The following is a 21,162-nucleotide window of genomic DNA, read 5'->3' as shown; positions in this document are numbered from 1 at the left end:
CTCATTGATCCATCGATGGTGCAATCCCAATGGAACTGCTGAACGACATGGCCTTGTTCGTCGAGGTGGCCCACACGCTGAGCTTTCGCCGCGCGGCCGACGCCACCGGGGTGCCGAACTCGACGCTGTCGCGACGCATCGGCGCGCTGGAAAAGGCCATCGGCCTGCGGCTGCTGCACCGCACGACGCGCAAGGTGGAATTGACCGAGGCCGGGCAGATCTACTTCCAGCGCTGCCGGCGCATCGTTGACGAGGCCCGACTGGCACACGAGCAACTGGGTGAACTGCTGGCACAGCCCAGCGGCGTGCTGCGCGCCTCCTTGCCGGTGGATTTCGCCACCACCTACATGGCGCCGCTGATCGCGGAATTCGCGCGCCGCTATCCCGGCATCACGTTCGACTTCGACCTCACCCCCCGGCGCGTCGACCTGGTCAGCGAACCCTTCGACGTGGCCATCCGCATGGGCGAGCTCTCCGACTCCAACCTGATCGCCCGCCTGCTGGCCCGCCTGCCGGTGGGCGCCTACGCCTCACCGCGCTACCTGGCCGTGTCGGGTGAGCCGGAACACGCCCGCGACCTCGCGCAGCACGAGTGCCTGGGCTTTCCCAAGGCGGGCAACTGGGTGCTGCACTGCGGGGACGAGGTCGCAGAGGTCGACGTCAGTGGCCGGTTCCAGGTCAACAGCGTGGGCATGCTCCGACGGCTGGCGACACTGGACCTGGGTGTGATCCTGCTCTCCGACGAGATCGCTGCCGATGACGTCGCAGCAGGGCGCTTGCGCCGGGTACTGCCGACCTGGCAGGGCAAGGCAACACCGGTCTATGCGATCACCGAGACACGGCTGCTGCCCGCGAAGACGCAGCGCTTCGTCGAGTTCCTGCAGGAGCGCCTGACCTCCGTCAAAGCGCCCTGAAGAAAGCATCAACCGCCCGTTGAACGTGGGCAGCGCAGCGCGCGGCTCCCTGCACCCCATCCAGGCGGGAATCAACACCGGCCTTGCGATGCAGCCCGTTCAGGAAGCTTGCACGCTCGACCCGGTTGGAGCCGGTGTCGTTGACGCCGTCGGCATACAAGGCATCGCGTGCGGAGATCTGGATGTCGTTGGCCGTGTCTTCAGAACCCACGACGACCTGCGCCTTCAAGCGCTGGAGACCCTGCCAGTCGATTTGCTGCCCAAATCGTTGCGCCACGTAGCGCACGCCAACAAACCAGTCGCGGTCAGGATCGAGCGTGTTCACGAGGCCCGGCGCCCCGACCCGCGAGCAACTTCGCCTGCTGGCTCAGGACCGGAATCGGGTCGCTGAGGCCTACCTGGAGCGTGATCAGCGGCTGGCGCAAGCAGTCAATCGATCCATGCTGAGACAGGCTGGCGCGGCCTGCGAGGTGAGATTCAATCGACCGGCAACGAAGCCGTCGCACAGAGTGCCGAGCACCTGATTGCCTTCGATGCCTGAATCTGGCAGCACAGCGCAGGTCCATTGCCGAGAAGCTGGTAGTCGCGCGACTGACCGCAATCGATGGTCATCGAATTCCCGGAATGGGTCGACAGCCGCCTCCCATTCGCTCCCCGCTCGACCGGACACTCGCTGGCCTGCCGCCAGCGGCTGCCGCATCAGCTTGGCTGATGCGTGGTGCTGAACGAGAAGCTGCTCGAAGTGCTGGGCGACGACATCACGCAAGACCAGGCTTTTGCGCATGCCAACGATGTGCTGAAAAACGCCGTGGGCGGCATCAGCGACATCATCCACATGCACGGTCTGGTGAACGTCGACTTCGAAGACGTCAAGACCGTGATGAGCGAGCCCGGCAAGGCCATGATGGGAACGGCCACCGCCAGCGGCCCGGATCGCGCCAACAAGGCGGCTGACGCTGCCGTGGCCTGCCCGCTGCTGGAAGGCATCGACCTGTCGGGCGCCCGTGGCGTGCTGGTGCTGATTGCTGCCAGCAAGACCAACTTCCGCCTGAACGAAAGCAAGGCGGCGATGAACACCATCCGCCGCTATGCCGCCGATGACGCGCACATCATCTACGGCGCGGCCTACGACGACAGCCTGGGCGACCAGATGCGCGTGACCGTGATCGCCACCGGCCTGTGCCAGCGCAAGCCGCAGGCTGCACCGCTGACCGTGGTGCAGCCGGCCGCCGCGCTGCGCACCGGCACCGACAACCTGCCGATCCTGAACACCGTGGCGCAAATGGGCGGCCAGGGCCTGCCCGGCACCACCGCGCACGACTACAGCAACCTCAGCACGCCCAGCGTGTGGCGCTCGGCCCGCACCCAGGCCGCGGCCAAGGTGGAAGCCCTGTCGTCCAACGGCATGGACGAGATCGAGATCCCGGCCTTCCTGCGCAAGCAGGCTGATTGAGCGGCAAAGCCGGCTCCTCGGGGCCGGTCTGAAGGTCACAAGCCCCGCAGCGCGAGACGTCGTGCTGCGGGGCTTGGTGTGGCGCGCCACTGATGGTTTTGGGCGCGGTCTGGCCGCAAGGTCAGGTGTCAGTTGCCGACGGTGAGGATGGGCAGCTACCTGGCAACTCGTTTCATAGAGGCTCCTGCAGAACATTGATCTCGGGGCGATGCAAGCGACCCAAATGTGATGGGCTTCCTACAGCCAGCGTGGGAGGTCGACCTCAGCCCTAAAGACTCAGGCGGGCCGTCGAGGTAAAGCACGCTGCCGAGAGCGAGCGAGTCTTTGCGTGGCCGCGGCGCCAACCCGCCCACCGACCAGCGCAAGTGAACCAGTTGCTGGGGCCAGACAGTCGGGCGTTGCCGCCGGCCGCCATCAAGCAAATCAGTGCAATTGCACGAGAGAGTTCTTCCACTCGCCAGAGTGAGGCAGCCCAAAGGGGATTCCCGCGTTGGCATGAGCCGGCCCGGCCGGACCCCTTGACTAACGAAAAGTGTCAGGAAGAATCGCTGTAAGGGAGGGCAAAAGATGTTCAGTATCGCTAATGACCAACTGCTCCAAAAACTTCGCGCACTTTTCAAAATATCTGAAGCTACCACTGATTTCAGTAGAAGTCTTTCGGCGAGCGAGGTGCTCTTTCTCGAGAGCATCCAGGTGTGTGTTTCTGAGGGGTGGTTCGATTACGCAAGGTATCTTATCGCCGCACGATATTTTGACCATCGTCGTGCGCTTCGGGCCGCGCTGGCAACACAAGCTTCCATTCGAGGATCGAAAGAGAATATAAGTTGTCTTAACGATCTACTCGCGTATGCGCAGGGTCAATATATTGATTCTAGAGGGTGGTGTGGTCGGGAAGCACGGACTGAAAGATCTTTGCCGGACGATGAAATTCAGGCAACTGCAGATCAGCTTATATATGCACTGGGACAAAAAATGGGGCAGCTACCCGAAGAGATTCGCGTTGAGATTGACGGTGTACTCTGCGACCGGCACCGCCGACGAATATTGCTCGGGCGCAATAGTGAGGCTGGCCCGCTGCTGAATCAGTCGACCCATCAGCATGCCTTGATAGGGTTGGCAATGTCAGGCGGCGGCATTAGGAGTGCGAGCTTTTCCATCGGTGTCTTGCAGGCTATGGCAGCCAAAGGCTTGCTGCCCGGATTTCAATACATTTCATCGGTTTCGGGCGGTGGTTATGCTGCAAGCTGGTTTCTTGCTTGGGCCTATAGACACAAAGACGGCATGGATGGAGTGGCCAAGGAGTTAGCATCACGACGTGGCTCCGAATGCGGTCCATTGTGGTGGGTACGCCGTCATAGCTCATATTTGGCTCCGCGCTTTAGTCTTTCAAGCGCAGGCGACCTCATTGCTCTAGTTGCCGCCTACCTATTCAATTGGATACCCATCTTCACGCTAATGTGCTTGGCGCTTGCGTCAGTGCTGCTTGTTCCCCGAGTGTTGGCCGAGATGATTAAGGTGCTGACAGAGTCAACAGATAGTTATAAGGTCATCGCCCTCTGTATCACGGCGGGAGCTCTCACTTTGCTAATAGGAGCTGTTCGAACACTCACAATGTACCTAAGGGCGCCGGCCAAACCTAGCCGCTATCCAGATGGACTCCCGCCGTTGGCGATCTTTGTCTTTGCACTGCTCGCACTTATTTTATCCTTGACGATCCCAGCAGTGCCATCTGCGCTAAAGGTTGGAGCATTCCAGGAGGCTTGGATTTCAGTGTTTCCGCGCCCGCCGGGAGGCTTCACGGCCATGCTAATTGTCTGGTCATCTGCGTACTTTTTTGGAATACTGATTGCCTATTTGCTGGGCAGAACTTATTCAGTCCGATTAATTGATTTCATGTTGCTTAAGATTTGGAGCCGAGCGCGACCAATCAGAAATCCTTCTATAATAATTCCCGTCCGCCCATGGCAGTTTATGTTAGGCGCTGCTCTCGGGATTATTGTCGGCTCCAGCCTTAGTGACGCGCTTGTTCCCTTCGCATCAAGTGGTGGGGGCGAACGATATGTGGCAGCAGTTGGGCCTCTGGTGATTATTCAAGTGGTTGCAGCATCTGAGTTGTGCAATGCGTTTCTGTCCCATAGTCGAATGCGAGAAATTGACCGCGCTTGGATGTCTCAAGTTGCTGCTTGGATGCTAGCTGGTTCAGTCATTTGGTTCGGCGTCTCGGCACTCTCACTGCTCAGTGATGACCTAATTGCGCTTGTGGCAGCCGCAGGACCTGTGCCACAGTCCATCCTGGCAGCATCGATCGCCCTGCTGCTGATGTTTCTCATAGCCCGAAAGATGCTTTTGCTAGCCGGCTCGGTCTTGGCTTTGACGTTCCTTGTGCTGTTCTCGGGCATAGGTATTTCAAAACTTATTTCAATTTGGTTGAAGTGGCCTAACGCATCGCTGTTCTGGCTTGCAGCCGGACTGTTCTTGAGTACCCTAGTTCTGGGCTCCATAATTAATGTGAATCGATTCTCGATGCACGCCTTGTACAGAGAGGGACTAGTCAGGACATTCTTGGGGGCTTCGCGGCTGGGCTTCAGAAATCCTAATATCGTAGCGCATGCAGATGCGGGAGATGATGAGCGTCAACAGTTCAATACGAGGACTCCAGATCCAATTACCAGCATCGATGACGACGACAACCCTGCGCTTTGCTGGCTGCGTACCCGAAAGAATAGATCGCTCCCGATGTTTCTACTAAATGCGGCTGTCAACGGATTGAATCCTGGCGACGTGGATGGTCGAGTTCCTCGTCAATGGCCGTACACGTTTAGTCCTGTTCATTGTGGGAGTCCCGCGTCTGGAATTGGCTATAGCCGGACAGAACTCGTTTTTAGCAGCGGCAATACTAAGTCGATCACACTTGGGACTGCGATGGCCGTTTCCGGTGCGGCCGTTTCCCCTACGTCTGGGCATGGAACAAATCCAATCAAAGCATTTGTTCTTGGATTACTCAACGCGAGGCTTGGATTGTGGATCGGGAATCCTCAAAAACCGGAGACAGTTAAACAAGAGAGCCCAAAGCTTACCGGTTTGGCAATTATTTCCGAGGCCATGGCGCTCCGCTGGCGCTTTGGAAACTGGCTACATCTTAGCGATGGAGGGCATTTTGAGAACTTGGGGGTCTACGAGCTGCTTCGACGTGGTTGTTCACGAATAGTTGTTGTGGACGGTTCTTGTGATCCTGAAGAGCAAATGTCAGATCTGGCCAATGCCATTCGACGAGCTCGAATCGACTTAGGAATCATCGTTCGGCATTCGACCGCACTTGACTTTGCGCTCGATTCCTTAGCCCCGAACCAAAATCTTGAGTCCTTCGAGCGAGGTCAAGTCGGTTCTTCCGCGGCTAGTGTCAATGGACAGACTGGATCCAGCATTGCGGGGCGCGGCATAGAGCAAGTGTTTTCCGATTTCCCCCCCGAGATCGGAAGCAGTATTGGCACGTCGGCCGGATATCGGGATTCGAACGTGCGCAGACTCGAATCCAACGAATTTTCGAAGGAGTCCCTTGAAATTCAGGCGGACACCGAGCGTGCTTGGCAGTGGTTCACTGTCGACTATGGCGAAGGCCTGCCATTGGGCCGAATGCTGTACATTAAGCCCTCGCTTAAGGGCCTCACAAAACTTCCGATTGAGGTTCACCAGTACGCCAAGCTTGGTAAAGGATTCCCTCACGAAACTACTGTTGATCAGTTCTTTACCGAAGCGCAACTGGAGGCCTACCGATCGCTTGGGCAGGCTTCTGGCGAGGACGCGCTCAACGTAGCCCTAAAGGTTGGTCGGTCTCAGGGGCAATCGGGTGCAGACTCCGGTTTGACTGAGCGCATGCGAAGGCGTGCCCTGCAAAAAGTGCGCGCTGGGTAGCGCTCATAGTCACACTTGCCGCTTGACCATGCGTACGCCGCTATGCTAGAAAGCAAAATCGGCCGAACCCCTCGGATGAGGGGTACTGGAGGACATATGTCGACCCGTACACCTACGGACGTAGCAGCTACGCACGTCTTGCTCGTCATCGCTAGTCGGGGGGATCGTTTGCTGCAGGTCCTCCAAGAACTGGGCCTTCTTGGTGTACCTCATCCAAGGTCAAGACACGGGATGGCCTTCCCTGCGCTTGCTCCGCTGCCAGTACATGAGGCAGGCAATCTTGGGGAGCGCCTACGCCGTATGGTGGACGACGCTGAGCTTGATGAGATTGAGAGGAAGACTGGCGTACCCAGGGCGCGATTTTTGGCGGCCGCCGTTGAGCAGTTGCGCTTGGTGGCGGTCTTCGCGCAATCCGACGGTGGCGCCACCAATGAGAATGTTCGCGCCGTTGAGTCTTTGGTGCGATCCGGTGGCGCTGAGATGTTTGCCCCAGCATAGACCGAACCAAGCGGTCTACCGGCGTTGGTCTGAGTCGCTGAGCATGCCTTCCAGTTGCAGAGCGTCTTGGATTAAAATTTCGCGGTTATGCCTCCTGGACGGTTCGACTCAAGCACATCGTTGCTCCCAAGTGTTCAGCCGGAGCTGATCGAGGTCGACACTAGTTGATTTCCGCGGGGGCTCACCTTCCGGCTCGCATGATGGGCGCCCAGTAAGGTGAACCGGCACGGGTCTGGGCCAAGCCTCACGCATAAATCGCAGTAGAGGCTGCAAGCCGATGAGTGCCGTCCACAGCCCGCCTCCAGCCGGTGCCTGTGTGCGGGTCCGGCTGGTAGTTTCAGGGTGGCGAGTCCAGGACAGCGTGTGTCCGTACAGGGTCGACACTGCCTGGCTAGGCCGACAAGGAACTGCCTCTGACCCAGGTCAGCCCCCTAATTTGAAGTGCTGCTTTCGGGCGAGCGTCCCGTGTGGCGGTCCCAGACTTTTGCAGCCACCTCTGGCCGGATCCTGCTGGCCGCGAATGGAAGCTTCGCGGGGGTGTGAAGCCCGCAAGAGGGCGGTCCGAGCGTCGGGCAGCTTTGGAGAAGCTCGGATGACGGGATTGGGTCGACAGCCGCCTCCCATTCGCTCCACGCTCGACCGGACACCCGCTGGCTTGCCGCCAGCGGTTGCCGCTCAGCTTGGCCGATGCGTGGTGCTCAACGAGAAGCTGCTCGAAGTGCTGGGCGACGACATCACGCAAGACCAGGCCTTTGCGCATGCCAACGATGTGCTGAAAAACGCCGTGGGCGGCATCAGCGACATCATCCACATGCACGGTCTGGTGAACGTCGACTTCGAAGACGTCAAGACCGTGATGAGCGAGCCCGGCAAGGCCATGATGGGCACGGCCACCGCCAGCGGCCCGGACCGCGCCAACAAGGCGGCTGACGCCGCCGTGGCCTGCCCGCTGCTGGAAGGCATCGACCTGTCGGGCGCCCGTGGCGTGCTGGTGCTGATTGCTGCCAGCAAGACCAACTTCCGCCTGAACGAAAGCAAGGCGGCGATGAACACCATCCGCCGCTATGCCGCCGATGACGCGCACATCATCTACGGCGCGGCCTATGACGACAGCCTGGGCGACCAGTTGCGCGTGACCGTGATCGCCACCGGCCTGTGCCAGCGCAAGCCGCAGGCTGCACCGCTGACCGTGGTGCAGCCGGCCGCCGCGCTGCGCACCGGCACCGACAACCTGCCGATCCTGAACACCGTGGCGCAAATGGGCGGCCAGGGCCAGGGCCTGCCCGGCACCACCGCGCACGACTACAGCAACCTCAGCACGCCCAGCGTGTGGCGCTCGGCCCGCACCCAGGCCGCGGCCAAGGTGGAGGCGCTGTCGTCCAACGGCATGGACGAGATCGAGATCCCGGCCTTCCTGCGCAAGCAGGCTGATTGAGCGTCCACGCTGGCACCTCGTGTGCCAGCGTGCAAGTCACAAGCCCCGCAGCGCGAGACGTCGTGCTGCGGGGCTTGGTGCTTGTGGCGCGCCGTTGGGGGTTGAGGGATCGGGCGAAGGGGGTAGATGCCTGTTGACGGCCAGGACCTGTCGCTCGCGGGCGACGGCATTGAAGCAGGCTGCGTGCGCCGACGAGGTCTTGAAGGGCTCAACCTGCCGTGGGCCACAGACGCTCCGCCCAAGTCTTGGCGGACGCGTCAAACCCTTCGACATTGGCCAGAACGATCAAGGAGAGGCCGTCTTCAATGCTGCGCAAGACAAGCGACGAGAAGCCAGCGAAGCCGCCTCCATGGAAAAGCAGGCGCCGGTGGTCGTGGGCCATCGATTCGATGCCGAAGGCGTATGGAAGATCGGCTGGACCGAAACGCGGATCATCCCCTGAGCAGCGAGCGAGTACGGCGTTCGTGCCATGGCGGCGCCAGTCGTCAAGCAGATTCGCCTCGGCGCAAACGAGGTCATCCAGCGTCGACCACATGCCGCCGTCTCCCCAAGTCGCCAGGTTCACCGGCAACTCGCGCCAATCGCCGGAGGCAGCCCGCTGGTAGCTGCGCGCGCGGCGCGAAAGCACACGGCGAGGGTCGCGCTCAAAGCTGGTGTTGCTCAGTCCCCAGGGTGCAAAGAAGCGATCGCGTGCGATCTCGCTGAGCGGCCGGCCGGTGTCGCGCTCCAGCCAGTCGGCCAGCAGCACGTAGTTGCTATTGCTGTAGTCGTGGCGTGTGCCAGGCTCGAAATCCAAGTCCCCGGCTCGCCGGATCAGCGCCAAGGCCTGCTCCTGCGTGACGAGGTCATCCTCGTCATGCCCCAGTTGCAGGTGCCACAGATAGAGGTAGTCGTCCACGCCACTGGTGTGGCGCAGCAGGTGGCCCAGACGCACTGGCTGGGTGCAGTCGGCTAGCGCGGGCAACGCCGGGCGCACATCGGCGTCGAGCGCAACGCGGCCAGCGGCGACAGCGTCCATCACCAGTGCTGCGACCCAGAACTTGGACTCCGAGGCGAGATAGAGGCGCGTGTCGCCGGTTAACGGCTGCGGCCAGTCGGTCAACGCCTGGCCATGGCAAGCAGTGCGAATCGCCTGGCCGTTCAACGTGAGCGCGATGCTGAAGCCGGGGCCCTGGGGATCGTGCTTATCGCGCAGGCTGGCAACGCAGGTATCGAAGCGGTCCAGGGTGTGTTGAACATCGAGGGTCATAGTTAAACAGCGTATCAAGTCGGTGTAGTTTCGCCGTTGACTCCGGCGGCTGCGGGCAACGATGGACTGTTCTGCGACTATCAATCGATCAAGCTAAATGTCCGCATCGGGTCGACAACCTTCTCCCAACCGCCCCCCGCTTGACTCGGCGACATCATCCACATGCACCGCGCGGGTGAGAAGTCGACTTCGAAGAACTCAAGACCGTGATGAACGTGCCCGGCAAGGCCATGATGGGCACGGCCACCGCCAGCGCCCGGATCGCGCCAACAAGGCGGCCAACGCCGCCGTGGCCTGCCCGCTGCTGGAAGGCCTCGACCTGTCGGGCGCCCGTGGCCTGCTGTGCCCGCGCCGCCGCGTGAGAATCCGTTGCATCCGACCGGAGCCCGCCATGCCCATCGAACTCTCCCGTGAAGCGCGCCAGCAGGCGATCGCGTCGATCGAGCGCTATGTCGAGCAGGAGCTCGACCAGCGCATCGGCAACATCGCGGCCGGGGCGCTGCTGGGCTTCATGGTCGAGGAGATCGGTCCGCTGATCTACAACCAGGCCGTGCGCGAGGTGCAGGAGCGCCTGCTGGAGCGTGTGCAGGAGCTCGACATCGAGTGTCACGAAGACGAGCTGCAGTACTGGCGCCGCCGCCAGGCTGCCGCCAAGCCCCGCGGGCTCAAGGGCGGGTGAAGGCCTGCGGGTAGTGGCGGCCATACCAGCCGCGGGCCGCCTCATGGTCGGCGCGCAAGAACGCGCCCAGGCCCGGCACGGCCAGCAGCAGCAGGCCGGCGGCCGCAAAGCCCAGCGCCAGCAGCAGGTACACCGTGCGCAGCCCGTTGCCCAGCAGCAGCAGGCCGGCCACGGCCGGGGCCAGCGCCGCGGCCAGTTGCGCCATCATCAGGTGGGCGGCGTTCATGCGTGCGCGGTAGTGCTCGGGGATGGCCAGCAGGCGGTGCACCTGGCCGACCATCTGGGTGACCGACATGCACAGCCCGATCAGCGCCAGCAGCGCCACCAGCGCCGGTGCCGCCTGGCACAGGCCGATACCGGCCATGGCCGCCGCGCACAAGCCGATGGCCAGCGCCAGCGCGCGCACCCGGCCCAGGCGGGCGATCAGCGCCGGGGCCAGGCCGGCCACGCCCAGCAGCAGGCCCGCCGACAGGCCGGCGCTGCAGGCGCCAAACCAGGCGGCGCCCAGGCCCAGGGCCTGGATGCGCAGCGGCAGCAGCAAGCCGGTGGCGGGCAGCAGGCACAGCATCATCAGTGCGCCGGTCAGGGTCCACCAGCGGTCCAGGCGCACGCGCCACTTGGCGCGCAGGCCGTCGGCGATATCACCAAGCCAGCTGCGGCGCCGGGGCGGCGGCACCGTGGCCATGGCGGCGGCAGGGGCCAAGGCTTCAGCGGATGCCGGTGGCGCGGTGTTGCCGGCCGGCCGGTCGATGCGCCAGGCTGCAGCGGCCGCGATCAGGCACAGCAGCAGGTTGGCGGCCATCGCCAGCTTCAAGCCCGCCGCGGCCAGCAGCAGCCCGCCCAGCGCCGGCCCCAGCAAGCCGCCCATGGCCTGGGCAGCGCGGCGCAGGCGCACGGCGTCGGGCAGGGCGGCGGTGGGCACCAGCTCGGGCAGCAGGCTGGCCTCCACCGGCCACAGCAGGGCGGTGGCCGCCACCGACAGCAGGCCGCACAGGCACAGCAGCGTGAGCTTGAACACGCCGGCCCCGCACAGGGCCGCCAGCAGCAGCGCATCGACGGCCAGGCACAGCTTGCCGGCGCGGATCAGCAGGCGCTTGGGCCAGCGGTCGCCGGCCGGTGAGATCAAGGGCGTGGCCAGCAGGGCGGCCAGCCCGGTCAAGGCGCCATAACGCGCCAGCGCAGCGGCGCCGCCCTGGCTGCTGATCCACCAGGCCATGCCCAGCTGCATGGAGGCAGTGGCCAGCAGGCCCAGCAGCTCGCTCAGCAGGAAGTGCCGCAAGCCGGGCGGCAGGGCCCGCCAGCGGGCCAGTGTGTGCATGGGGGAGGGCGCTTGGCTCATGGCGCCGCACTCTAGGCAGCCGCCGGCCCGGCCGGAAGGCACAGGCGCGGCGCCGGGGCAGGGATGCAGAACCCGCTGTAGCGATCCAGAGGTGGTTGATCTGTATCGATGCAGGGCGGGCGCGGGGCTATGCTTGCCCGCATGCCTGCCCGCCCCGCCCGCCCTGCGCGATACCGGCTACTGGCCGACACCCTGGCCCACGCGCTGCGCGAAGGGCGCTACCCGGCGGGCGCGCAGCTGCCGTCGGTGCGCCAGCTGTGCGACGAGCACCGCGCCAGTCTGGCCACCGTCACCCATGCCCTGCACGAGCTCGAGGACGCCGGGCTGATCGAGGCGCGGCCGCGGCGCGGGCACTTTGCGCGTGGCCTGAGCCGCCCGCCGCCCATGGCCAGCGGCCCGGTGCTCGAGCTCGAAGGGCGGCGCAAGCTGCTGATCGACATCGCCACCACGCGGCCCGACTGCCTGTCGCTGAGCCATCTGGCGCTGCCGGCCTCGCTGCTGCCGCTGGCGGCGCTGCAGCGGCATGTGGTTCAGGCCATGGCCGATGACCGCGCGCTGCTGGCCATCGGCAGCGTGTTCGGCAGCCAGGCGCTGCGGGTGCAGCTGGCCCGGCGCATGTCGCGCGCGGGCTGCACGGTGGACGCCGAGGACATCGTCGTCACCCACGGCGAGGGCGAGGCGCTGGATCTGTGTCTGCGCCTGCTCACCCGCCCCGGCGATGCCGTGGCCGTGCCCGAGCCGGCCTCGCCGCGCACCGGCGAGCTGGTGGCCAGCCTGGGCCTGAAGCCGCTGGCGATTCCGGCGCCGCAGGACGGCGGCTTCTCGGTGCCGGCGCTGGCCTTTGCGCTGCAGCACCACGACATCCGCTGCTGCATCGCCGAGCCCACGTTCGACAGCGTGCGCGGCAGCTGCATGCCCGATGGCGCACGCGAGCAGCTGGCGGCGCTGCTGCGGCAGCACCGCGTGCCGCTGATCGAGTGCGACATGATGGGCGAGCTGCACCGCGGCCAGCAACCGCGGCCGCGGCCGGTCAAGGCCTGGGACAGCGACGACCGCGTGCTGTACTGCACCAGCCTGGCCTGCGTGGTCGGCCCCGGCCTGGGCGTGGGCTGGATCGTCAGCCGGCGCCACCGCAAGCAGCTGCGTGCGGCGCGGGCGGTGCAGGGCGAGCTGCTGTCGCCGCTGAGCGATGCGGCGCTGGCGCGGTTTCTTGCCGACCGCGGCTTCGAGACCCATCTGCGCCGCCTGCGCCAGCACCTGGCGGCGCAGACCGAGGCCTGGGCCACCGCCGCCAGGCGGCTGCTGCCGCGTGGCGCGCAGGTGCGGCCCGGCGCCGGCGGCTACGTGCTCTGGGTCGAGCTGCCGCCCGGCACCGACGCCGAGGCCTTGCTGCCCGGCCTGCGCGAGCAGGGCTACAGCGTGGTGCCCGGCGCCGCCTTCGGTGCCGGCCAGGCCCTGCGCCACGGCCTGCGCCTGAGCGCCGCGCACCCGCTGGATGCCAACCGCCTGCGCGGGCTGGAATGCCTGGCCGAGGCGGCGCGGGGCTGACGCGCAGCGATGAACCTGCTGCGCAGGCACCTGGCGGACCGGCGCGCGCTGCGCGGCGCTCGGGTGGCGCTCGGGTGGCGCTCGGGTGGCACTTGGGTGGCGCAAGGGTCGGGCCGGTCCCGGGGCTGGCGTCCCTCGCAGCGGCGTGAATTGCTGCATTGCAGCAGAAGTTCAGGGCTGGCTAAAATCCTGGTGTTAACCCTGGGTTTTGACCTGGGGCAACACCGCAGCGCTACCCCTTCGTGGGACTGCGGGCCCACGCGGCCCGCCGCGTGACCCACGAACCCCACGAAGGCTCCATTCCATGCGCAAACATCTTCTCGCCGCCCTGGCGGCCGCCTGTCTGGCCGTGCCGGCCCAGGCCTCGGTGCTGGACACCCAGACCCACCCGGTGGCTGCGGCCGTCGCGCCCTATGGCGTGTTCCACGACGGCGTCACGCACTTCGTGTTTCTGCGCCTGCCCGAGGGCTGGCGCTTTGTCGGCCGCGACGCCGACGCGCAGTCGCACGAGGTATTTCTGGACGCCGGTACCGGCTTTGTCTTCGTCAAGCTGTCCACCGGCTGGAAGTTCGTCGGCCGCACGAACTGAGGCGCCGCCGCCGCCGCCGGCCCGCACCGCCGCCGGTCTCGGGGTTTTCGCGCAGGCCCTATCGGCGCGCCGGGCCGCGGCGCAGACTTCTTCGCTCAACCCACTGACGAAGGAGAAACGGCATGTCGTTCGATGGCTCGGCAGTTCGCGCGGTGCTCGATGGCGCCGTGCGCAAGGGCGCGGTGCACGGTGTAGCGGCGCTGGTGGTGGGCCGCGACGGCCCGTTGTTTCATCACGCCGCCGGCGAGGCGGACGAGCGCACACTGTTCCGCAATGCGTCAATGACCAAGGCGGTGGCCACCACCGCCGCGCTGCAGCTGGTCGAGCAGGGCCGGCTGAGCCTGGACGCCACGGTCGAATCGATCCTGCCCGAGTTTGGCCGCCTGCCGGTGCTGGAAGGCTTTGACGGCGACACGCCGCGCCTGCGCCCGCAGGCCAGCCCGGCCACCGTGCGCCAGCTGATGACCCACACCGCCGGCCTGGGCTACTTCTTCACCAACCAAGCGCTGCTGCGCTACCTGGCCCTCACCGGCGAGCCCAGCCCGCTGTCGGGCGACAAGCGCAGCCTGTCGGTGCCGCTGGTGCACCAGCCCGGCACGGCCTGGGAGTACGGCGTCAACACCGACTGGCTGGGCCTGATCGTCGAGAAGCTCAGCGGCCAGAGCCTGGGCGCCTGCCTGCAGCAGCAGGTGTACGGCCCGCTGGGCATGGCCGACTCGGGCTTTGCGCCCGATGCCGCGCAGCGCGAGCGCCTGCTGCGCGTGATGCAGCGCCAGGCCGATGGCCGGCTGGCGCCCTCGGTGCACGAGCTGCCGGCCGCGCCCGAATGGGACGCCGCCGGCCATGGCTCCTACGGCACGATCCACGACTACGGCCGCTTCGTGCAGGCCTGGCTGAACGATGGCGCCGGCCTGCTGGCCCCGGCCACCGCGCAGATGGCGCTGGCCAACCACCTGGGCCGGATCGCGCTGCCGGCGTTGATCACATCGGCGGTGCCCGAGCTGAGCAACGACGTGCCTTCACTGCCGGTGCCGCAGGGCTGGGGCCTGGGCTTCCATCTCACCCTCACCGATCTGCCCGGCATGCGCAGCAGCGGCACCGCCGACTGGGCCGGCGTGTTCAACAGCTACTACTGGATCGACCGCACCCGCGGCGTGGGCGGCATCCTGATGACCCAGGTGCTGCCCTTCTTCGACATGCCGGTGGTCGAGACACTGATGGGCTTCGAGCTGGCGGTGTACCAGCAGGTGGGTGCGGTGCTGCCGGCGGCCTGAGCTTGTGTCGCCGGTGCACGCCTCAGGCTGCAGTCTGCAGCTCGGCCAGCGGCAGGCCAATGTCGGTGAGCAGATCGGCCGGCGCGGTGTCGCGCGGGCTGTTGAGGAATTCCTCGAACACCGGCTGGTCGGCCGCCCGTTCGCCGCTGTGCACCAGCCAGTGGCCGAACAGCCAGCGGTAGGCCGCATGCATGCTGGCGTAGGGGCCGCGGTAGCGCAACACGGCGCAGCGGCCGCCGCCCACCGCAAAGGCCTGCAGCGGCGGCGCAGGCACCCAGCCGTCGGGTACCGACAGTCCGGCCAGCGCACTGAGCTGCGCCGTGGGCACGCTGGCCGGGTCGTCGTGGTAGACGGCGATCCAGCGGCTGTGCGCCTGCACCTGGCCCAGGCCATGCAGCTGCGCCAGCGTGCACTCGAAGGCCTTGCCGATGCCCATGTAGCTGCCGCGGTGCGGCAGGCCCGCCAGCACCACCCTCGGTACCTGCCGGATCTGCACCTCAAAGCCTTCCGCCAGGCCGGGCGCCTGCGGCTGGGCAAAGGCCATGTGCGGCCCATGGCGGCGAAAGTGCAGCGGCGCCAGGCCGTAGGCGGCCTTGAAGGCGCGGCAGAAGGATTGCGCGTTTGGGTAGCCCTGGCGCTGCGCGATCTCCAGCACGCTGCGGCGGCCATTGGCCAGCTCGCCGGCGGCGCGGTGCAGGCGCAGCCGGCGCTGGGTGGCGGCCAGGGTTTCGCCAAACAGCGCGTGGTAGGTGCGGTGCCAGTGAAAGGGTGACAGGTGCGCCAACTCGGCCAGGCGCGGCAAGTCCAGCGGCTCGTCCAGGTGGGCGTGCAGGTGCGCCAGCACCCGGGCCATGCGCTCGTGATAGTTCACCCAGCCGTGGCGGCGGTTCATGGTGCGTGGGTCAAGCCGATCAACAGGGCGATGCTGCCATCACTGCCGTAGCGCTCGGCATCGGCCACGAAGGCCTTGGGCAGGTCGTCGCGGCGCCACACCTCGGCCCAGGTCTCGACCACGCGCTCGGGCTGGCCCGGCGGGCTGTTGAACACCGCGCGCCAGCACGCCGGCAACACGGCGTGGCTGAAGCCCGGCGGCTGCGGGGCATCGGCCGCCACCGGCACGCCGATGATCAGCGAGTACAGGCCCGCGTTGCTGCGGCCGGCATGCTCGAAGTGGGTGTACACCGCGTACAGCTCGCTGCCCAGCCGGCCGGCGATGGGCGCCAGTGCGTCGGGCTGCATCGCGCGCGCCCAGTGCGGCGGGATGCTCTGGGCGGCCTGCGCGTTGCTGGTGCGCAGTTCGAGACCGATGATGCGGATGGCCTGGGCCTGGTGTTCGAGGTGCATGGGCGCTCCCGGCGGGGTGGCAGAAAGGGGGGTGGCAGAAGCCCCCAGTCTGGCCCGGCGCGCCTGACAATCCTTGCGCACTTGGCGCCGGCGCCCGGCGTGTCAGCCCACCGGCAGACCGCGCCGGTAGACCAGCATGCGCCCCTTGTAGTGCGGCCGCGTGCCGGCGCCCAGCGGCAGTGCGTGGGCCAGGCGCAGCTCCTGCAGCCCGTAGCCATGCGACGCCATGTGGCGGTTGAAGGCCGGGCGGTTGCCGCGGTCGGGGTCGACGATCCACACCTCGGCCACCGGCGCGGCGTGGCGCTCGATGAAGGCCGCCAGCGTGCCACGCTCGTCGCGCTCGTACAGCACGTCGCTGCCGATGATCAGGTCGAAGCTGCCCTGCAGGTCGTCGGGCCCGGCCACCGCCGGCGGCACCGGCAGCGCCCACGGGCCGTGGCGGTACTTCATCGGCGGCAGCTGGTTCAGGCGCAGGTTTTCCAGCAAGAAGGCGGCGGCCATCGGGTGCACGTCGCTGGCGGTGACATCGGCGCCGCGCCGGTGCGCCACCAGGCTGGCCAGGCCCAGGCCGCAGCCGATCTCCAGGATGCGCTCGGCCAGCACCACCGGGCGCAGCGCCATGCGGGCGGCCAGGTGCGCGCCCGAGGGCCACAGCAGTCCGAACAGCGGCCACTGCGCGCTCGAGATGCCCAGCCGCTCGGCGGCGCCATCGGCGTCGGCATGCTGCTGCAGGTCGAGCAGCGAGCGGATCTGCAGATCGTTCTCGCCGGCAATGGCGATCGTTTCCTGCTTGGTGTGATAGCCGGGCATCGTGGTGGCACGAAGCCCGGTCGGGCGGCTTCAGGCAGGCGGGGAAGGGGAGGCGATTGTGCGCCCGCCGCGGCTGCGGCTTTACCTGCCGATCCCCGCCTCGCAGGATGCGCCCGCGAAGGGCTGCGGTTAAAGTGCCCGGTTCGCCGCGAAATCCTCGCCCGCGGTGGCAACAGGTGTCGTCGATGAAACTGCTGGTCAAGTTCAACCTGATCTTCGTGAGTGTGGTGGCGGTGGGCATGGCCGTCAGCGGCTGGATCGCGCGCGACCTGCTGCAAAGCACCGCCCGCGACGAGGTGCTGAACAACGCCCGCCTGCTGATGGAAAACGCGCTGGCCGTGCGCACCTACACCTCGGGCCAGATCGCCGGGCTGCTGGAAGAGCAGCTCAAGACGCGCTTTCTGCCGCAGGCTGTGCCCAGCTACTCGGCCACCGAGGTGCAGCGCGCGCTGCACACCAAGTACCCCGACTTCGCCTACAAGGAAGCCACGCTCAACCCCACCAACCCGCGCGACCGCGCCAACGGCTGGGAGGTCGACATCGTTCAGCAGTTTCGCAACACCGCCGACCTGAAAGAGTTCGTCGGCACGCGCGAGACGCCCTCGGGCCCGTCGCTGTACGTGGCGCGGCCGCTGCGCATCACCAATGCCGCCTGCCTGCAATGCCACAGCAGCGTGGAGGCGGCGCCCAAGACCCTGGTCGAGCGCTACGGCCCGGCCAACGGCTTCGGCTGGCAGTTCAACGAGGTGGTTGGCGCGCAGATCGTCTCGGTGCCGATGGCCGTGCCGCTGGCGCGCGCCGACCGCTCTTTCAATGTCTTCATCACCGCTCAGCTGGCCATCTTCACGGCCGTGGGCGTGGTGCTCAACCTGATGATCTGGTGGGTGGTGGTGCGGCCGGTCACGCGCCTGTCGCTGCTGGCCGACCGCGTGAGCCAGGGCGACCTCGATGCCGCCGAGTTCGACCGCAGCAGCCGCGACGAGATCGGCGTGCTGGCCACCAGCTTTGCGCGCATGCGCGCCAGCGTGGTGCAGGCCATGAAGATGCTCGAGGCCTGAGCCTGTGATCAAGCCATCGCAGAACGAAGCGAGCGGGCCGAGCGCTGGGCCGCTCCCGGGCCGGCCGTTCGCCGTTTGCGGCTCACCCCCTTGGGGGATCGGTCGACGTCCCCGTCGACCGAGGGGCTGACGTGAGCATTCCCGAACGCCTGGGCAAGTACCGCATCGTCGAGGTGCTGGGCTCGGGCGCCATGGGCGTGGTCTACCGCGCCCTCGACCCCGACATCCAGCGCGAGGTGGCGGTCAAGACGCTGCTGCGCGGGGCCGATGGCGCGCCCGCGTCGGGCGTGTCGCTGGCCGAGCGTTTTCGCAACGAGGCGCAGGCCGGCGGGCGGCTGCAGCATCCGGGCATCGTGGCGGTGTTCGACTACGGCCGCGACGAGGGCACGGCCTTCATCGCGATGGAGTACGTGGCCGGCCACACGCTGTCGCGCTACCTGCGCCAGGCCGCGCTGGGCGAGCTGACGATCGCCGACGACGATGTGCTGAGCATCGTGGGCCAGCTGCTCGAGGCCCTGCACCATGCGCACGAGCAGGGCGTGTGGCACCGCGACATCAAGCCCAGCAACCTGATCATGACCCGCCAGGGCAAGATCAAGGTCACCGATTTCGGCATCGCGCGCATCCAGTCGGCCGAGCTCACCCAGGTGGCCAGCCTGGTGGGCACGCCGATGTACATGGCGCCCGAGCAGTTCCGCGGCAAGGCCATCGACCGCCGGGTCGATCTGTATGCCAGCGGCGTGGTGCTGTACCAGCTGCTCACCGGCCAGCTGCCCTTCACCGGCGAGCCCGAGTCGCTGATGTACAAGGTGGTGCACGAGCCGCTGACCCTGCCTTCGCAACTGCCCGGCCTGCAGCGCCTGCGGCCCTACGACGCGGTGCTGGCCAAGGCCCTGGCCAAGGAGCCGGCCGACCGCTACGCCGATGCGCTCGAGTTCCGCGACGCGCTGGTGGCGGTGGTCGGGCGCATGCACAACGCCGCGGTGTCGGATGCCACCGTCACCGCGCTGCTGCCGGCCATGCCGCGCGCGCCGGGGCCGGGCGGCGGCACCACCTCGGGCCCGCCACCCACCCACTTCAGCGACACCGACCTGTCGCAGGCCGAGGCCTCGCTGGCGCGCCACCTGGGCCCGCTGGCCCGCGTGCTGGTGCGCCGCGGCGCGCGCGAAACCGCCGACCTGCCCGGCCTCTACACCTGGCTGGCCGCGCAGGTAACCGATGCCGGCGCGCGCAGCGCGCTGCTGGTGCTGCGCGACCAGACCCTGGGCAGCCAGGCCACCGGCACTGGCCGCGCCGGCGCGCCGTCCACCCAGGGCAGCAGCCTGGCGGGTGGCGTGGCGCTGGCCTCGGCCTTTGCGCCCACGCAGCGCCTGGGCCCGCCGCCCGCGGCCACCAGCCCGCCGGTGAGCGCCACGCTGCGCGACGCCGCACAGCGCCTGCTGGCGCAGCAGCTGGGTCCGATTGCCGCGGTGGTGGTCAAGCGCGCCGCCGCTGCCGAGCCGCATCGCGCCGGCTTTCTGGAGCGCCTGGTGCAGGCGGTGGACGACCCGACGGCACGCAGCCGCCTGGCCGAGGCCCTGGCGCGCCTGCCCGATTGAACGCCCGCCGCCCCGGGCCATCGCCCTGCGCGCGGCGCGGCCCCGGCCGATGCGGGACAATCCGGCCCTGATGCTCGCCCAACGCACCCTCAAATCGATCACCCGCGCCGTGGGCGTGGGCATGCACAGCGGCCAGAAGGTCGAGCTGACGCTGCGGCCTGCACCGCCCGACACCGGCATCGTGTTCCGTCGCGTCGACCTGGCCCAGCCGGTGGAGATTGCGGTGCGGCCCGACAGCGTGAGCGACACGCGCATGGCCTCCACCATCTCGGCCGGCGGCCGGCCCGATGCGCCCAAGGTGCAGACCATCGAGCACCTGATGAGCGCCTGCTGCGGCCTGGGCCTGGACAACCTGGTGATCGACATCACCGCCGATGAGGTGCCCATCCTCGACGGCTCGGCGGCCAGCTTCGTCTACCTGCTGCAAAGCGCCGGCGTCGAGGTGCAGAAGGTGCCCAAGCGCTTCATCCGCGTCAAGCAGACGGTGGAGGTGCGCCAGGGCGAGGGCAAGCGCCTGATGTGGGCGCGGCTCGAGCCGTACCACGGCTTCAAGCTGAGCTTCGAGATCGACTTCGACCACCCCGCGGTCGATGCCACCGGCCAGCGCGTGGTGTTCGACATGGGCTCGGGCCGCTACAAGCGCGACATCGCCCGCGCCCGCACCTTCGGCTTCACGAAAGACGTGGAGCTGATGCGCAGCCGCGGCCTCACGCTGGGCGGCAGCATGGACAACGCCATCGTGGTCGACGACAGCCGCGTGCTCAATGCCGACGGCCTGCGCTACGACGACGAGTTCGCCAAGCACAAGATCCTGGACGCCATCGGCGACCTGTTCAACGCCGGCCACCCGATGCTGGCGCATTACGTGGCCTACAAGAGCGGCCACGCGCTCAACAACCTGCTGCTGCGGGCGCTGTTCGAGCGGCCCGAGGCCTGGGAGTGGGCCAGCTTCGACGACGCCGCGCTGGCCCCGCCGGGCCTGGCCGAGCTGGCGCCGGCCTGGTGATGCCGCGGCCGCGCCACGGCGCGCGGCCGATTTGCAGGCAAGATCGCGCCCATGCTTGTTTTCCGACTGGTCTTCGGACTGCTGCTGTTTGCCAGCCTGCTGTGCTTTGCCATGTACATCGGCACGCGCGACGTGCGCTGGCGCCAGCGCGGCATCGTGGTGCTGAAGTGGTCATTGATCGCGGCGCTGGGCTTCTTCGGCGTGCTGATCCTCGAGCGCCTGGCGCTGATGTTGTAGGCTCGGCCGCATGATTCTGTTCTGGGTTGCCGGCATCGTGCTGGCCATCATGGCCGCCACCACGGCCTTCTTCTTCGTGCTGCATGTCACCACCGGCGAGCATGTGCCGCTGGCGCGCGCCAAGGCGCTTTACCGCTGGTGCGTGGTGGTGGTGCTGGGCACCTTCAACATCTGGATCTTCGGCCGCGTGTTCGCGGGCATCCGCGCGCTGATGTAGCG

Annotated in this window: 17 protein-coding genes and 3 pseudogenes; 14 read left to right on the top strand and 6 right to left on the bottom strand. The window is 66.9% G+C overall.

Features of this window, described 5'->3' with window-relative positions; genetic code table 11:
- Positions 1-29 precede the first annotated feature (29 nt).
- Complete coding sequence (locus tag N4G63_RS18665) at positions 30-914, top strand: LysR family transcriptional regulator (protein ID WP_260787345.1); 885 nt, start codon at positions 30-32, stop codon at positions 912-914.
- Here the strand turns inward: N4G63_RS18665 and N4G63_RS18660 are convergent.
- The gene (locus tag N4G63_RS18660; RefSeq protein ID WP_260787346.1) at positions 901-1,239 is read right to left on the bottom strand and encodes a hypothetical protein; all 339 of its coding nucleotides are present in this window, start codon (positions 1,237-1,239) and stop codon (positions 901-903) included. The genes N4G63_RS18665 and N4G63_RS18660 overlap by 14 nt on opposite strands.
- A gap of 390 nt (positions 1,240-1,629) precedes the next feature.
- On the opposite strand from N4G63_RS18660, the pseudogene N4G63_RS18655 reads away from it, so the two are divergent.
- The 3 genes and pseudogenes from N4G63_RS18655 to N4G63_RS18645 form a co-directional block, all read left to right on the top strand.
- Positions 1,630-2,367 (top strand): annotated as a pseudogene (locus tag N4G63_RS18655) (cell division protein FtsZ); the annotation flags it as partial.
- A gap of 567 nt (positions 2,368-2,934) precedes the next feature.
- Positions 2,935-6,279: a patatin-like phospholipase family protein gene (locus N4G63_RS18650; protein WP_314600052.1), complete on the top strand. Its 3,345-nt coding sequence runs from the start codon at positions 2,935-2,937 to the stop codon at positions 6,277-6,279.
- 1,189 nt (positions 6,280-7,468) lie between these two features.
- Positions 7,469-8,212, top strand: a pseudogene (locus N4G63_RS18645) (cell division protein FtsZ); the annotation flags it as partial.
- 208 nt (positions 8,213-8,420) lie between these two features.
- Here the strand turns inward: N4G63_RS18645 and N4G63_RS18640 are convergent.
- Positions 8,421-9,461 (bottom strand): serine hydrolase domain-containing protein, encoded by a 1,041-nt coding sequence (locus tag N4G63_RS18640; RefSeq protein WP_314600051.1) that lies wholly within the window; start codon positions 9,459-9,461, stop codon positions 8,421-8,423.
- Between the two features lie 182 nt (positions 9,462-9,643).
- On the opposite strand from N4G63_RS18640, the pseudogene N4G63_RS18635 reads away from it, so the two are divergent.
- Positions 9,644-9,804 (top strand): annotated as a pseudogene (locus N4G63_RS18635) (cell division protein FtsZ); the annotation flags it as partial.
- 48 nt (positions 9,805-9,852) lie between these two features.
- Entirely contained in the window at positions 9,853-10,140 is a 288-nt protein-coding gene (locus N4G63_RS18630) for a DUF2164 domain-containing protein (protein ID WP_260787679.1), read from the top strand.
- Here the strand turns inward: N4G63_RS18630 and N4G63_RS18625 are convergent.
- On the bottom strand, positions 10,127-11,458 hold the full coding sequence (locus tag N4G63_RS18625) for an MFS transporter (protein ID WP_314600050.1): 1,332 nt from the start codon (positions 11,456-11,458) through the stop codon (positions 10,127-10,129). The two genes, N4G63_RS18630 and N4G63_RS18625, sit on opposite strands and share 14 nt — an antisense overlap.
- 162 nt (positions 11,459-11,620) lie before the next feature.
- On the opposite strand from N4G63_RS18625, the gene N4G63_RS18620 reads away from it, so the two are divergent.
- The 3 genes from N4G63_RS18620 (at position 11,621) to N4G63_RS18610 (ending at position 14,890) form a co-directional block, all read left to right on the top strand.
- Positions 11,621-13,027, top strand: a complete 1,407-nt coding sequence (locus N4G63_RS18620; protein WP_260787350.1) for an aminotransferase-like domain-containing protein — start codon at positions 11,621-11,623, stop codon at positions 13,025-13,027.
- A 304-nt stretch (positions 13,028-13,331) separates the two neighbouring features.
- Positions 13,332-13,616: a hypothetical protein gene (locus tag N4G63_RS18615; RefSeq protein ID WP_260787351.1), complete on the top strand. Its 285-nt coding sequence runs from the start codon at positions 13,332-13,334 to the stop codon at positions 13,614-13,616.
- A 122-nt stretch (positions 13,617-13,738) separates the two neighbouring features.
- Positions 13,739-14,890: a serine hydrolase domain-containing protein gene (locus tag N4G63_RS18610; RefSeq protein ID WP_260787352.1), complete on the top strand. Its 1,152-nt coding sequence runs from the start codon at positions 13,739-13,741 to the stop codon at positions 14,888-14,890.
- A 22-nt stretch (positions 14,891-14,912) separates the two neighbouring features.
- On the opposite strand, the gene N4G63_RS18605 is transcribed toward N4G63_RS18610, so the two are convergent.
- The 3 genes from N4G63_RS18605 to N4G63_RS18595 form a co-directional block, all read right to left on the bottom strand.
- Positions 14,913-15,782, bottom strand: coding sequence for an AraC family transcriptional regulator (locus N4G63_RS18605; protein WP_260787353.1), 870 nt, complete (start codon positions 15,780-15,782; stop codon positions 14,913-14,915).
- Positions 15,779-16,234 (bottom strand): GyrI-like domain-containing protein, encoded by a 456-nt coding sequence (locus tag N4G63_RS18600; RefSeq protein ID WP_260787354.1) that lies wholly within the window; start codon positions 16,232-16,234, stop codon positions 15,779-15,781. The genes N4G63_RS18605 and N4G63_RS18600 overlap by 4 nt, the downstream gene beginning before the upstream one ends.
- A 102-nt stretch (positions 16,235-16,336) precedes the next feature.
- Positions 16,337-17,044 (bottom strand): class I SAM-dependent methyltransferase, encoded by a 708-nt coding sequence (locus N4G63_RS18595; protein ID WP_260787355.1) that lies wholly within the window; start codon positions 17,042-17,044, stop codon positions 16,337-16,339.
- Positions 17,045-17,229: 185 nt separating this feature from the next.
- Here N4G63_RS18595 and N4G63_RS18590 point away from each other — a divergent pair, with 185 nt between their 5' ends.
- The 5 genes from N4G63_RS18590 to N4G63_RS18570 all read left to right on the top strand — a co-directional run bounded on the left by N4G63_RS18590 (position 17,230) and on the right by N4G63_RS18570 (position 21,160).
- Positions 17,230-18,102 carry a Tll0287-like and HAMP domain-containing protein gene (locus tag N4G63_RS18590; RefSeq protein WP_260787356.1) on the top strand — a complete coding sequence of 291 codons (873 nt, stop codon included), beginning with the start codon at positions 17,230-17,232 and terminating at the stop codon, positions 18,100-18,102.
- 131 nt (positions 18,103-18,233) lie between these two features.
- Positions 18,234-19,700 (top strand): serine/threonine-protein kinase, encoded by a 1,467-nt coding sequence (locus N4G63_RS18585; protein WP_260787357.1) that lies wholly within the window; start codon positions 18,234-18,236, stop codon positions 19,698-19,700.
- 70 nt (positions 19,701-19,770) lie between these two features.
- Positions 19,771-20,706 (top strand): UDP-3-O-acyl-N-acetylglucosamine deacetylase, encoded by a 936-nt coding sequence (gene lpxC, locus N4G63_RS18580; RefSeq protein ID WP_260787358.1) that lies wholly within the window; start codon positions 19,771-19,773, stop codon positions 20,704-20,706.
- A 51-nt stretch (positions 20,707-20,757) separates the two neighbouring features.
- Positions 20,758-20,943, top strand: a complete 186-nt coding sequence (locus N4G63_RS18575; RefSeq protein WP_260787359.1) for a hypothetical protein — start codon at positions 20,758-20,760, stop codon at positions 20,941-20,943.
- 10 nt (positions 20,944-20,953) lie between these two features.
- On the top strand, positions 20,954-21,160 hold the full coding sequence (locus N4G63_RS18570; RefSeq protein WP_260787360.1) for a hypothetical protein: 207 nt from the start codon (positions 20,954-20,956) through the stop codon (positions 21,158-21,160).
- Positions 21,161-21,162: the final 2 nt, after the last annotated feature.

It is taken from the genome of Aquabacterium sp. OR-4, from assembly GCF_025290835.2.
GTDB lineage: Bacteria > Pseudomonadota > Gammaproteobacteria > Burkholderiales > Burkholderiaceae_C > Pseudaquabacterium.
The sequence above is the reverse complement of the archived record's forward strand: the minus strand, read 5'-3'. Positions and strand labels throughout refer to the sequence as shown.